The following is a 12,317-nucleotide window of genomic DNA, read 5'->3' on the forward strand; positions in this document are numbered from 1 at the left end:
AGCGAATACGGAGTGTCAGTCGCTACATGCGCTGACTGACCCACCGCTTTCGCGAGCAAGCCCGCTCCCACACAAGCCCGCTCCCACATTTGGACTGCTTCAGGTTCAGTTACAGCTCAACTGACGCCCTTTCGCACAAGACATTCAACGCCTTCGCCCACTGCGGATCATCATTCAGACACGGCACCAGCACCAACTCCTCGCCCCCCGCCTCGCGGAATTGCTCCAGCCCGCGATCACCAATCTCCTCCAGCGTCTCGATGCAATCGGCGACAAACGCCGGGCACATCACCAGCAGCTTTTTCACGCCTTGCTGGGCCAGGGTTTCCAGGCGGGCTTCGGTGTAGGGTTCGATCCACTTCGCCCGGCCCAGGCGCGATTGGAAGGCCACCGACCATTTATCTGCCGGCAAGCCCATACGCGCGGCAAAATCCCGCGCCACGCTGAAACACTGCCCGCGATAACAGGTGGCGCGTACTTGCGCCGAGGCATTTGCGCAGCAATCGGTGGCACCGTCGAACGTGTGGTCAGGGTTGAGTTTTTGCAGGTGCCGCTCCGGCAAGCCGTGGAAGCTGAACAGCAGGTGATCGTAATCCTGCTGCAAATGTGGCTTGGCGCTGGCCACCAGGGCGTCGAGGTATTCCGGTTGATCGTAGAAGGGTTGCAGGATCGCCAACGGCAGGTCGAGTTTTTTCTCACGCAGCACACGGCGGGCTTCTTCCACCACCGTGGTCACGGTGCTGTCGGCAAACTGCGGGTACAACGGCGCGAGGGTGACCTTGCGGATGCCCTGGCTGGCGAGACGGGTCAGCACCGTTTCAATCGACGGCTCGCCGTAGCGCATCGCCAATTCCACCGGGCCGTGAGTCCACTGCGTGGTCATCTGTTGTTGCAGGCGACGGCTGAGCACCACCAGCGGCGAGCCTTCGTCCCACCAGATGGACGCGTAGGCGTGGGCCGACTGCTCGGGGCGCTTTATCAGGATCAGCGACACCAGCAAGCGCCGCACCGGCCACGGCAGGTCGATCACATAAGGGTCCATCAGGAACTGATTGAGGTAGCTGCGCACATCGGCCACCGAAGTGGACGCCGGTGAACCCAGGTTGACCAGTAATAACGCGTGATCCGTCATGCAACATCCTATGGCTAGAGGCGGCTGGACAAGTCGTCCAGGGCCGCGCGCAACTCAGTGAACTGAAAAGTGTAACCGGCCGCCAGCAGCCGTTCGGGCACGGCCTTCTGCCCGCCCAACAGCAACCCGGACAACTCGCCCAACCCGACCCTCAACGCAAACGCCGGCATGGGCATGAACGCCGGGCGGTGCAGCACCTGGCCCAACGTCTTGGCAAACTCGCGGTTGCGCACCGGGTGTGGCGCGCACGCATTATAAGGACGGCTGGCCTGTGGGTTGTGCAGAAGAAAATCAATCAGGCCGATTTGATCCTTGATATGCACCCACGGCATCCACTGCCGACCCTTGCCGATCGGCCCGCCCAGCGCCAATTTGAACGGCAGTAACAGGCGCGACAAAAAGCCGCCCTCGGCGGCCAGCACCAGGCCGGTGCGCACCAGTACCACTCGCATGCCCAGAGCTTCGGCGCGCTGGGCGGTTTCTTCCCAAGCGACGCACAGCTGGCTGGGGAAGTCGTCTTGCACCGGGCCGCTGGCTTCGGTCAATTCGCGCTCGCCACCGTCGCCATACCAGCCCACGGCGGAACCGGAGATCAACACCGCCGGTTTTTGCGCCAGGCTGTCCAGCCACGCCAGCAGGGTTTCGGTCAGGCCGATGCGGCTGCTCCACAACAACGCCTTGCGCTTGTGGGTCCACGGGCGGTCGGCAATGGGCGCGCCGGCGAGGTTAATGACCGCGTCCACCGGGCCGATAACCTGTTGTAGGCGGCCGACTCCCGACACCTGAGCGCCGCAGACCTTGGCGACCTGTTCCGGGTGGCGGCTCCACACGGTCAGGCGATGACCCTGGGCCAGCCAGTGTTGGCAAAGTTGGCGGCCGATCAAGCCGGTACCGCCGGTCAGCAAAATATGCATGGGACGCTCCTCATGTAACGTTCGCTGCCGATCACTGGTCTATTTTAAAGGCAGGGATCATTTGTAATCGGGCGTAACGCTGGCTTAAGCCTCTGCTTTAACCATAGGTCACACCGTATAGAACAGGTACGCCAAAACTTATACCAAAAAACAATATTGTACAGCTATTGGTGTCGGCGTAGTCTGTACCCAACGGTAAAACGAGGCCTCCCATGACTGTTCCCATCGCGATCATCGGCACCGGCATCGCCGGTCTCTCCGCCGCCCGAGCGTTACGAGACGCGGGGCACGTTGTACAACTCTTCGATAAAAGCCGCGGCAGTGGCGGCCGCATGTCCAGCAAGCGCAGCGATGCCGGCGCCCTGGACATGGGCGCGCAATACTTCACCGCCCGCGACAGGCGCTTCGTCAACGAAGTGCAGCGCTGGCAAAGCAACGGCTGGGCCGCGCAGTGGAAACCCCAACTGTACAACTTCAAATCCGGCCAACTCACCCCCTCCCCCGATGAACAGATCCGTTGGGTCGGCACACCGCGAATGAGTGCGATCACCCGCGCGCTGCTCGACGACTTGCCGGTGACGTTCGGTTGCCGCATCACCGAAGTCTTCCAGGGCACCCAACACTGGAACCTGCTCGACGCCGACGGCGGCAACCACGGCCCGTTCAGCCATGTGGTCATCGCCACACCCGCGCCCCAGGCCACCGCCCTGCTGGCCGCTGCGCCCAAGCTGGCCAGCGCCGCCGCCGGAGTGAAGATGGACCCGACCTGGGCCATCGCCCTGGCGTTCGACACGCCCTTGGACACGCCGATGGAAGGCTGCTTCGTGCAAGACAGCCCCCTCGACTGGCTGGCCCGCAACCGCAGCAAGCCGGGGCGCGACGCCAGCCTCGACACCTGGGTGCTCCACGCCACCAGCACCTGGAGCAAGGCCCACCTGGACTTGCCCAAGGAAGCCGTAATCGAGCACCTGCACGGCGCCTTCGCCGAACTGTTGCACAGCGCCATGCCCGCGCCGTCCTTTAGCCTGGCGCACCGCTGGCTCTATGCGCGCCCGTCGGGCAGCCATGAGTTCGGCGTGCTCGCCGACGCGGACCTGGGCCTGTACGTGTGTGGTGACTGGTGCCTGTCCGGGCGCGTGGAAGGCGCATGGCTCAGCGGCCAGGAAGTGGCGCGACGCCTGATCGAGCACCTGCAATGAACCGCATCAACCCCGCCAAATTGCTGCTGTCCAAATGGACGGCAGCGCACCCTCGGAACAAGGAAAAACACTTCCTGGTGACCGAGCTGTTTCGCGACGATGAAGGCACCGTGCTGGAAATCGAACTGCAAGCCGTGATGACCCGCCGCGCCGAGCGCCTGACGTGGCAAACCCTGCAAAATGCCGACGACTGGAAGATTGGCTGGCAGTAGCGCAAGCAAAACCTGTACAAATAATTTGACTTGCACAACATCGAACCTATGATGAGATTTAGTTGTACAAGATAAATATCTTGTACAGGAATCTTGCCGGGGTTTGCCTATGTCCAGCACCAAACCGAAGATCGCCATCAGCGCCTGCCTGCTCGGCGAAAACGTGCGCTTCAACGGCGGGCACAAACAATCCCTGCTGTGCAGCCAGACCCTCGCTGACTATTTCGACTTTGTGCCACTGTGCCCCGAAGTCGCCATCGGCCTGGGCATTCCCCGCGAGCCGATCCGCCTGGTGGGCGACCCCGCCCACCCGCAAGCCGTCGGCACCGTACACAGCGAGCTGAACGTAACCGAGCCCCTGCACGACTACGGCCTGCAGATGGCCGAGCAACACACTGACCTGTGCGGCTACATCTTCATGCAGAAATCGCCGTCCTGCGGCCTGGAACGGGTCAAGGTCTACCGCGAAAACGGCACACCCGTGGACGGTGGCGGGCGCGGCATCTACGCCCAGGCGTTCTGCGCGCAGCATCCCAACCTGCCGGTGGAAGAAGACGGTCGGCTGAATGACCCGGTGCTGCGGGAAAACTTCCTGACCCGCGTGTTTGTCTACGCCAGCTGGCAGCAACTGCTCGCCGACGGCCTGAGCCGCCACCGCCTGCTGGCCTTTCACTCGCGCTACAAATACTTGCTGATGGCCCACAGCCCGGCGCACTACAAGCGCCTCGGCCACTTGCTGGGCAGCATGGCCAAGGACGTCAACCTGGATGAGTTGGCCGACTGCTACTTCAGCGACCTGATGACCGGCCTGACCCAGTGCGCCACCCGCGGCACCCACACCAACGTGCTGCAACACATCAGCGGTCACCTCAAACAGGCGATCAGCGCCGACGACAAGCAGGAAATGCAAACCGTCATCGGCCAATACCGCCACGGCATCGTGCCGCTGGTGGTGCCCTTGACCTTGCTCAAGCATCACTTTCGCCAACACCCGGACCGCTACATCGCGCAGCAGGCCTACCTGCAACCGCACCCGGAAAACCTCAGCCTGCGTAATGCGATCTAACCCATGAAAGCTGCCCCTCCAGAAGACCTCGCCCAAGCCTTCGCCGACGGCTGGCTGCCGATCCGCGAAGTGGCGCGCCAGACTGGCGTCAATGCGGTGACCCTGCGCGCCTGGGAACGCCGCTACGGCCTGATCGTGCCCCAGCGCACGCCCAAGGGCCACCGGCTGTTCAGCGCTGAACACGTGCAACGCATCCACACCATCCTCACCTGGCTCAACCGTGGCGTGCCGGTCGGTCAGGTGAAAACCTTGATCGACTCCGCCCAACCCGTTGCCGATGCCGTTGAGAATGAATGGCACAGCCTGCGCCAGACGCTGGTGCAAGCGATCAGCGAATTGGCCGAGCGTCGGGTCGACGATGCCTTCAACCAGGCCATGGCGCTCTACCCGCCGCGCACCCTGTGTGCGCAACTTTTGCTGCCACTGCTCAACGACCTGGAACAGCGCTGGCAAGGCCAGTTCGGCGCGCAGATGGAGCGGGTGTTTTTCCTCTCGTGGCTGCGCAGCAAATTCGGCGCGCGCATCTATCACAACAACCGCCAGCTCCAGGGCGCACCGCTGCTGCTGGTCAACCAGTCCGACCTGCCCCTGGAGCCGCACCTGTGGCTCAGCGCCTGGCTGGCCAGCAGCGCCGACTGCCCGGTGGAAGTCTTCGACTGGCCGCTGCCGGCCGGCGAGCTGGCGCTGGCGGTGGAACACCTGCAACCGCGCGCCGTGCTGCTGTATTCGAGCAAGGCCCTGCATCTGCCGACCCTTGGCAAGCTGCTGGCCGGCGTGCAGTGCCCGACGCTGATTGCCGGACCAACGGTATGCATCCACCAGGCCGAGTTGGCCGTATTAACCGATGACATCCCCCAATTGTGCGTGGCCGAAGACCCGTTGTCGGCCCATCAGCTCCTGATCCAGCGTGGAATCGTCTAAATGCATTTGATCTGGCTGCGCACCGACCTGCGCCTACACGACAACACCGCCCTGGCCGCCGCGAGCCAGCGGGGCCCGATCGCGGCCGTTTACCTGATTACGCCCGAACAGTGGCTGGCCCATGACGATGCGCCGTGCAAAGTGGACTTCTGGCTGCGCAACCTGCGCGAACTGAGCACCACCCTGGGCCAACTGAACATTCCCCTGCTGATCCGCCACGCCGCGACCTGGGACCAGGCGCCCGCCGTCTTGAGCGAGTTGTGCCGCGAACTTGCAGTGGCGTCTGTACACGTCAACGAGGAATACGGCATTCACGAAAGCCGCCGCGATGCCGCCGTGGCCAAGGCCCTGGACGCCGACGGCGTGACATTCCACAGCTACCTCGACCAACTGTTTTTCCAACCCGGCAGCGTGCTGACCAAGACCGGCACCTACTTCCAAGTGTTCAGCCAGTTCCGCAAGGTCTGCTACACCCGCCTGCACAGCGCCTTGCCGCGCCTGGTGCCAACGGCCAAGGCCCAAGCGAAGCTCGACATTGAGAGCGATCCGATTCCGCAGGCCGTCGACGGTTTCGAGCCGCCCAGCGAGACCCTGCGCGCCCTCTGGCCCGCTGGCGAAGACGAAGCGCGCCGTCGCCTCGACGCCTTCGCCGACCAGCAGATCAGCTACTACAAGGACGAACGCGACTTCCCGGCCAAGCCCGGCACCAGCCAGCTCTCGGCGTACCTCGCCGCTGGCGTGGTATCGCCGCGCCAATGCCTGCACGCCGCGTTGCAAACCAACCGGGGCGAGTTCGAAAGCGGTGACATCGGCGCCATCACCTGGATCAACGAGTTGCTCTGGCGCGAGTTCTACAAACACATCCTCGTGGGTTACCCACGGGTATCGCGTCACCGTGCGTTCCGCCCTGAGACCGAAGCCGTGGCCTGGCGCGATGCGCCCAAGGACCTCGCCGCCTGGCAGCAAGCACGCACCGGCCTGCCGATCATCGACGCGGCCATGCGCCAACTGCTGGAAACCGGCTGGATGCACAACCGCCTGCGCATGGTGGTGGCGATGTTCCTGACCAAGAACCTGCTGATCGACTGGCGTGAAGGCGAGCGCTTTTTCATGCGCCACCTGATCGACGGCGACCTGGCCGCCAACAACGGCGGCTGGCAATGGAGCTCGTCCACCGGCACCGACTCGGCGCCGTATTTCCGGATCTTCAGCCCGCTGAGCCAGTCGGAAAAATTCGACGGCGAAGGCGTGTTCATCAAGCGCTGGCTGCCCGAGTTGGCCGCGCTGAATAAAAAGGAAGTGCACAACCCCGAAGCAGCAGGCGGCCTGTTCGGCGTGGCGGATTACCCGCGCGCCATCGTCGACCTGAAAAAATCCCGCGAACGCGCCCTCGCCGCCTTCCGCAGCCTGCCTTCGCGCGAAGCGGCCGGAGGCATCCATGAGTGACTTCCTGCGCCGGTTCGCCCAAGCCTTCGCCACCTTGGACAAACACAACCTGCACCTGCTGGATAACCTCTACAGCAAGGACATCGCCTTCGCCGACCCGCTGCATCAAGTCCACGGCCTGCCGGCGATGCACCGCTACTTTGCCGACTTGTACAGCAATGTCAGCCAGCTGCGCTTCGACTTTCACGGCTTCGACCAGGTCGCCGAAGGCGAAGGCTACCTGCGCTGGAAGATGAGCTTCTGCCACCCGCGCCTGGCCAACGGCCAGTTGATCCGCGTGGAAGGCTGCTCGCACCTGATGTGGCGCGACAAGGTCTACCACCATCGCGACTACTTCGACGCCGGCGCCCTGCTCTACGAACACCTGCCGCTACTCGGCCGCGTCATCCGCTGGCTGAAAAGGAGAATGGCATGAACCTCACCCCGCCCCGCCGTTATTGGCTGACCGGCGCCAGCAGTGGCATCGGCGCCGCGCTGGCCGTGGAGTTGCTCGACAGCGGCGCCCACGTGGCGCTCAGCTCACGCAGCAAAGGCCCGCTGGAAGCCCTCGCCCAACGCTATCCGGGGCAAGTGCTGGTGGTGGCCGGCGACCTGACCAACAGCCAGACGGTGCGCGAGATCGGCGAGCACATCGGCGTGGTCTGGGGCTCATTGGACACGGTGATCCTCAACGCCGGCACCTGTGAATACGTGGACGCCAGGCAGTTCGATTCGTCAATCATCGAACACGTGGTGCGCACCAACCTGCTGGCCAGCAGTTACTGCATCGAGGCCGCGCTGCCGCTGTTGCGCGCCGGGCAAACGCCGCACCTGGTCGGTGTGGCCAGCGCGGTCACGTACCTGCCCATGCCCCGCGCCGAAGCCTATGGCGCGTCCAAGGCCGGCTTGCGTTACCTGTTCGAAGCGCTGCGTATCAGCCTGTCGCCGGAAAACATTGACGTCACGGTGATTAGCCCCGGTTTTGTCGAAACGCCGCTGACCGAACGCAACGATTTCCCCATGCCCCTGAGCTGGTCGGCCGACAAAGCCGCGCGGCATATCTTCGCCAAGCTGGACAAACGCCCGCTGGAAATCGCCTTCCCCGCGCTGTTTATCGCCACCCTGTGGCCGCTGTCGAAACTGCCCAGCCGCGTGCAGTTGATTATCGGCAAACGCATGTTGCGCAGCCCGCCACCGCAGAAGGACCGCCTGTGAAAATCGCCATTATCGGCAGCGGCATCGCCGGGCTGACCAGCGCCTACCTGCTCAGCCGTCGCCACGACATTACCCTGTTCGAAGCCGGCGACCGCATCGGCGGGCATACCCACACGGTCAACGTCAGCGTCGAAGGCAAAAGCTATGCAGTGGACACCGGTTTTATCGTGTTCAACGACTGGACCTATCCCAACTTCATCCGCCTGTTGGGGCAGATTGGGGTGACGTTCAAGCCCACCGAGATGAGCTTTTCGGTGCACGATGAGCAGCAGCGTTTCGAGTACAACGGCAACAACCTCAACAGCCTGTTTGCGCAGCGGCGCAACATTCTGTCGCCGGGGTTCTGGGGCATGTTGCGCGATATCCTGCGCTTCAACCGCCAGGCGCCGCTGGACCTGCAGGAACAGCGCATCAGCGCTGACATGACCCTGGGCGACTACCTCAAGGCCGGTGGTTATGGCGAGCGGTTTATCCGCCACTACATCGTGCCGATGGGGGCGGCGATCTGGTCGATGTCCCTGGCGGACATGCTCGGTTTTCCCTTGCAGTTCTTTGTGCGTTTCTTCAAGAACCACGGCTTGTTGTCGGTGAGCAACCGCCCGCAGTGGTGTGTGATCGAGGGCGGTTCCAGCAGCTACATCGAACCGCTGACCCGAGGTTTTCGCGAACAGATCCGCCTCAACTGCCCTGTGGATAAAGTCGAACGCAACGAGGCTGGTGTGGTTATCCACAGCCCGGCCGGTAGCGAGCATTTCGACCGCGTGGTGTTCGCCTGTCACAGCGACCAGGCACTGGCGTTGCTCGCCGACCCGAGCCAAGCCGAGCAAGAGATCCTCGGCGCCCTGCCCTACGCCAGCAACGACGTGGTGCTGCACACCGACACCCGCCTGCTGCCGGATCGCACACTGGCCTGGGCCAGCTGGAATTATCGACTGAGTGGCAATGCGCAGGCCCAGGCCGCCGTGACCTACGACATGAACATTCTGCAAGGCATCGACAGCGCCACCACCTTTTGCGTCAGCCTCAACCAGACGGCAGTTATCAATCCGCTGAAGATCCTCGCCCGCTACACCTACGCCCACCCGCAATACAGCCTGGCGGCGGTGGCGGCGCAAGCGCGCTGGCAAGAAGTCTGCGGCGTGCGCAATACCTTTTATTGCGGCGCCTACTGGGCCAACGGCTTCCATGAAGACGGCGTGGTCAGCGCCCTGCGCGTAGCCGACGCCTTTGGGGAACGCCTGTGAACAGCGCCCTGTATAGCGGCTGGATTGCCCATCGGCGGTTTGCGCCCAAGGCCCACGCCTTTCGCTACCGCATCGGCCTGCTGTACCTGGATTTGAGCGAAGAACAGCACGTGCTGGGGCTGTCGCCCCTGGCCGGGCGCAGCCGTTTTGCGCCCTTTGGTTTCCGCCAGCAGGATTACCTGCGCGCATTCACGCGCAGCGGCATGAGCTTGAGCGATGCCGTGCGCCAGGAAGTCGGCAAGGCGCTGGGGCGTACACCCCAGGGCGTTATCTGCCTACTGACCCAGGCCCGCAGTTGGGGCCTGGCTTTTAACCCGGTGAGTTTCTTCTACTGCTTCGAGGCCGACGGACAACTGGCCGCGATCCTGTGCGAAGTGACCAACACCCCATGGCGCGAGCGCTATCACTACGTGCTGCCGGCCCAGGCCCTCGGCGCGGATGAACACCAGCATTTCGCCGTGGCCAAGGCGTTCCATGTGTCGCCGTTCCTGCCCCGCGACCTGGAATACCGCATGAGCTTCAGCCCGCCCGCCGCCAGGCTCGGCGTGCACATGGCCGACTGGCAGGGTACGCAAAAAGTCTTCGACGCCACCCTGAGCCTGGAACAAGAAGCCCTAGATCGCGCCAGCCTGCATCGCTACCTGTGGCGCTTCCCGTGGATGACCGCCAAGACCTGCCTCGCGATTTACTGGCAGGCCCTGCGCCTGTTGCTCAAACGCACACCGATTTTCCCCCACCGAGCCGCCGATGGCGCCTCCCGTACTGCAGTCGGGTATACCAAGGATCGCCGCCATGAAAACCCCTAGCTTATCGGTCAAAACCCATCGCCTGAACGTCAACGGCATGACCAGTGCCCTGCTGCGCAAGGCCGTGCTGCGCCAACTCAGCCAACTGCGCCACGGCCAGCTGGTGGTGATCGAAGACGGCGAACGCCAGGTCTTCGGCGCCCGGGAAGCGCACCTGCTGGGGGAAATCCACATCCTCGATCCGGCGGTGTGGGGCCTGGTGGCGGCCGGCGGTTCCATCGGCGCCGGCGAAGCGTTTATCCACGGTTACTGGAGCAGCCCGGACCTCACTGCCGTGGTGCGTGTAATGGTCAGCAACCTCGACGTGCTCGACGCGATGGAAGGCGGCCTCGCGCGTCTGGCCCGCCCGCTGACCCAGGGCTTGCACTGGCTCAACCGCAACACGCGCAAGGGCTCGCAGAAAAACATCGCGGCCCACTACGACCTCGGCAACGACCTGTTCGAGGAATTCCTCGACCCGACCATGATGTATTCGGCGGCGCAATTCCTCACCGCCGACGACACCCTGGAACAAGCGCAACTGAACAAACTGGAGCGCATCTGCCAGAAACTCGCGCTCAAGCCCGGCGACCATCTGCTAGAAATCGGCACCGGCTGGGGCAGCATGGCGCTGTACGCCGCGCAGCATTACGGCTGCAAAGTCACCACCACGACCTTGTCCAAGGAGCAGTTTGCCTACACCGAACAACGCATTGCCGCCCTGGGGCTGGGTAATCAGGTGACGCTGCTGTTGCAGGACTACCGCGACCTCACCGGCCAGTACGACAAGCTGGTGTCCATCGAGATGATCGAAGCGGTGGGCCACCGCTTCCTGCCCACCTACTTCAAACAGTGCGCGCAGTTACTCAAAGGTGATGGCTTGATGCTGCTGCAAGCCATCACCATCCGCGACCAGCGCTACGAGCAGGCGAAGACCAACGTCGACTTTATCCAGCGCTACATCTTCCCCGGCGGCGCCTTGCCCTGTGTGCAAAAAATGCTCGAGATCGTCAGCCGCGACACCGACATGAACTTGCTGCACATGGAGGACTTCGGCCTGCACTACGCACGAACCCTGCGCCTGTGGCATGAGAATTTTCGCCGCGCCCATGGCCGCCTCGCCGAGCTGGGCTACGATGAGTACTTCCTGCGCCTGTGGGAATTCTACCTGTGCTACTGCGAAGGGGGCTTTATGGAGCGTACGATCGGTACCGCACAATTGCTGCTGGCCAAACCCGCCGCAATCAACCCGCCGCTGCTCGGGCGTTTTGATGCTTAAACCGCTGGCCAATGCCGTGCTGTTCCAGTGCGGTTGGTTTGCCTGCGTGCTGGGCGGCAACAGCCGCTGGTTGCTGGTGGCGGTGGCGGCACTCGCCGTGCATCTGCTGTGGATCAGTTCATGGTCGCGCGAGGGCCAGGTGATACTCGCCGTGACCCTGCTGGGCACGGTGATCGACACCTCATTGCGCACCTTTGGCGTGTTTCATTTCAGCATGCCCGGGCCGTTGATTCCGCTCTGGCTGATCGTGCTCTGGGCGCTGCTAGCGACCACCTTGCGCCATTGCCTGGCCTGGAGCGCACGGCCCTGGTGGCGGGCCAGCCTGTTGGGCGCGGTCGGCGGGCCATTGTCGTATTACGCGGGCAGCCAACTGGCCGGGGTGAGTTTCGGCTACGGCACCACGCCGACGGTGATCGGCCTGGGGCTGCTGTGGGCCCTGCTATTTCCCGTGCTGCATTGGGTCGCCCGACAACTGGCGCACTGACGCCCGTCAGAGCATTCATACGCGCAACACCGGCTTGCCTTACACTGCGAGCCTATGACCAACATTCCCCACACCCAAATCGCCGAACCCGCCGTCACCTGCTCGACGTGCGCGGCTTGCTGCTGCCAGCTGGAAGTGCTGCTGATTACCGACACCGGGGTACCAGAGCGTTACATCGACACCGACGATTGGGGCGGCGAAGTGATGCTGCGCCTCGACGACGGCTGGTGCGCGGCGCTGGATAGGGACACGATGATGTGCACCATCTATGAGCGGCGGCCGTTGATTTGCCGGGAGTTCGAGATGGGGGCGCCGGAGTGCCTGGAGGAACGGCAGGGGATTGCGACGGCCTATCGCTGATCGTCAGACCAATGCTGATCCAAATGTGGGAGCGGGCTTGCTCGCGAATGCGGTGGGTCAGCCAATGCATGTATCGACTGA

General features: G+C 63.4%; 14 protein-coding genes. 12 read left to right on the forward strand and 2 right to left on the reverse strand.

Features of this window, described 5'->3' with window-relative positions:
• Positions 1-109: 109 nt before the first annotated feature.
• Positions 110-1,132: a ferrochelatase gene (gene hemH / locus NUV89_RS22390; RefSeq protein ID WP_257783021.1), complete on the reverse strand. Its 1,023-nt coding sequence runs from the start codon at positions 1,130-1,132 to the stop codon at positions 110-112.
• A gap of 14 nt (positions 1,133-1,146) precedes the next feature.
• Complete coding sequence (locus tag NUV89_RS22395; RefSeq protein ID WP_257783022.1) at positions 1,147-2,046, reverse strand: TIGR01777 family oxidoreductase; 900 nt, start codon at positions 2,044-2,046, stop codon at positions 1,147-1,149.
• Positions 2,047-2,258: 212 nt separating this feature from the next.
• Here NUV89_RS22395 and NUV89_RS22400 point away from each other — a divergent pair, with 212 nt between their 5' ends.
• The 12 genes from NUV89_RS22400 (at position 2,259) to NUV89_RS22455 (ending at position 12,236) form a co-directional block, all read left to right on the forward strand.
• Positions 2,259-3,245 carry an NAD(P)/FAD-dependent oxidoreductase gene (locus NUV89_RS22400; protein WP_257783023.1) on the forward strand — a complete coding sequence of 329 codons (987 nt, stop codon included), beginning with the start codon at positions 2,259-2,261 and terminating at the stop codon, positions 3,243-3,245.
• The gene (locus NUV89_RS22405) at positions 3,242-3,457 is read left to right on the forward strand and encodes a TIGR02450 family Trp-rich protein (protein WP_257783024.1); all 216 of its coding nucleotides are present in this window, start codon (positions 3,242-3,244) and stop codon (positions 3,455-3,457) included. Before NUV89_RS22400 ends, NUV89_RS22405 begins: the two co-directional genes overlap by 4 nt.
• A gap of 109 nt (positions 3,458-3,566) precedes the next feature.
• On the forward strand, positions 3,567-4,523 hold the full coding sequence (locus NUV89_RS22410; protein ID WP_257783025.1) for a DUF523 and DUF1722 domain-containing protein: 957 nt from the start codon (positions 3,567-3,569) through the stop codon (positions 4,521-4,523).
• Between the two features lie 3 nt (positions 4,524-4,526).
• Entirely contained in the window at positions 4,527-5,444 is a 918-nt protein-coding gene (locus NUV89_RS22415) for a MerR family transcriptional regulator (RefSeq protein WP_257783026.1), read from the forward strand.
• Positions 5,445-6,890 (forward strand): deoxyribodipyrimidine photo-lyase, encoded by a 1,446-nt coding sequence (phrB, locus tag NUV89_RS22420; protein ID WP_257783027.1) that lies wholly within the window; start codon positions 5,445-5,447, stop codon positions 6,888-6,890.
• On the forward strand, positions 6,883-7,305 hold the full coding sequence (locus tag NUV89_RS22425; RefSeq protein ID WP_257783028.1) for a nuclear transport factor 2 family protein: 423 nt from the start codon (positions 6,883-6,885) through the stop codon (positions 7,303-7,305). Before phrB ends, NUV89_RS22425 begins: the two co-directional genes overlap by 8 nt.
• The gene (locus NUV89_RS22430) at positions 7,302-8,084 is read left to right on the forward strand and encodes an SDR family oxidoreductase (protein WP_257783029.1); all 783 of its coding nucleotides are present in this window, start codon (positions 7,302-7,304) and stop codon (positions 8,082-8,084) included. The genes NUV89_RS22425 and NUV89_RS22430 overlap by 4 nt, the downstream gene beginning before the upstream one ends.
• Entirely contained in the window at positions 8,081-9,328 is a 1,248-nt protein-coding gene (locus NUV89_RS22435) for an NAD(P)/FAD-dependent oxidoreductase (protein WP_257783030.1), read from the forward strand. The genes NUV89_RS22430 and NUV89_RS22435 overlap by 4 nt, the downstream gene beginning before the upstream one ends.
• The gene (locus NUV89_RS22440) at positions 9,325-10,134 is read left to right on the forward strand and encodes a DUF1365 domain-containing protein (protein ID WP_257783031.1); all 810 of its coding nucleotides are present in this window, start codon (positions 9,325-9,327) and stop codon (positions 10,132-10,134) included. Before NUV89_RS22435 ends, NUV89_RS22440 begins: the two co-directional genes overlap by 4 nt.
• Entirely contained in the window at positions 10,121-11,392 is a 1,272-nt protein-coding gene (locus NUV89_RS22445) for a cyclopropane-fatty-acyl-phospholipid synthase family protein (RefSeq protein ID WP_257783032.1), read from the forward strand. The genes NUV89_RS22440 and NUV89_RS22445 overlap by 14 nt, the downstream gene beginning before the upstream one ends.
• Positions 11,385-11,876: a DUF2878 domain-containing protein gene (locus tag NUV89_RS22450; RefSeq protein WP_257783033.1), complete on the forward strand. Its 492-nt coding sequence runs from the start codon at positions 11,385-11,387 to the stop codon at positions 11,874-11,876. The genes NUV89_RS22445 and NUV89_RS22450 overlap by 8 nt, the downstream gene beginning before the upstream one ends.
• Positions 11,877-11,930: 54 nt before the next feature.
• Positions 11,931-12,236 carry a YkgJ family cysteine cluster protein gene (locus NUV89_RS22455; protein WP_017735160.1) on the forward strand — a complete coding sequence of 102 codons (306 nt, stop codon included), beginning with the start codon at positions 11,931-11,933 and terminating at the stop codon, positions 12,234-12,236.
• Positions 12,237-12,317 lie beyond the last annotated feature (81 nt).

It is taken from the genome of Pseudomonas sp. 18.1.10 (assembly GCF_024655625.1).
Classification (GTDB): domain Bacteria; phylum Pseudomonadota; class Gammaproteobacteria; order Pseudomonadales; family Pseudomonadaceae; genus Aquipseudomonas.

Excerpts from the sequence above, each read along its gene's own strand:
- hemH (WP_257783021.1), bottom strand. The coding sequence starts at position 1,132 with ATGACGGATCACGCGTTATTACTGGTCAACCTGGGTTCACCGGCGTCC.
- NUV89_RS22395 (WP_257783022.1), bottom strand. The coding sequence starts at position 2,046 with ATGCATATTTTGCTGACCGGCGGTACCGGCTTGATCGGCCGCCAACTT.
- NUV89_RS22400 (WP_257783023.1), top strand. The coding sequence starts at position 2,259 with ATGACTGTTCCCATCGCGATCATCGGCACCGGCATCGCCGGTCTCTCC.
- NUV89_RS22405 (WP_257783024.1), top strand. The coding sequence starts at position 3,242 with ATGAACCGCATCAACCCCGCCAAATTGCTGCTGTCCAAATGGACGGCA.
- NUV89_RS22410 (WP_257783025.1), top strand. The coding sequence starts at position 3,567 with ATGTCCAGCACCAAACCGAAGATCGCCATCAGCGCCTGCCTGCTCGGC.
- NUV89_RS22415 (WP_257783026.1), top strand. The coding sequence starts at position 4,527 with ATGAAAGCTGCCCCTCCAGAAGACCTCGCCCAAGCCTTCGCCGACGGC.
- phrB (WP_257783027.1), top strand. The coding sequence starts at position 5,445 with ATGCATTTGATCTGGCTGCGCACCGACCTGCGCCTACACGACAACACC.
- NUV89_RS22425 (WP_257783028.1), top strand. The coding sequence starts at position 6,883 with ATGAGTGACTTCCTGCGCCGGTTCGCCCAAGCCTTCGCCACCTTGGAC.
- NUV89_RS22430 (WP_257783029.1), top strand. The coding sequence starts at position 7,302 with ATGAACCTCACCCCGCCCCGCCGTTATTGGCTGACCGGCGCCAGCAGT.
- NUV89_RS22445 (WP_257783032.1), top strand. The coding sequence starts at position 10,121 with ATGAAAACCCCTAGCTTATCGGTCAAAACCCATCGCCTGAACGTCAAC.
- NUV89_RS22450 (WP_257783033.1), top strand. The coding sequence starts at position 11,385 with ATGCTTAAACCGCTGGCCAATGCCGTGCTGTTCCAGTGCGGTTGGTTT.
- NUV89_RS22455 (WP_017735160.1), top strand. The coding sequence starts at position 11,931 with ATGACCAACATTCCCCACACCCAAATCGCCGAACCCGCCGTCACCTGC.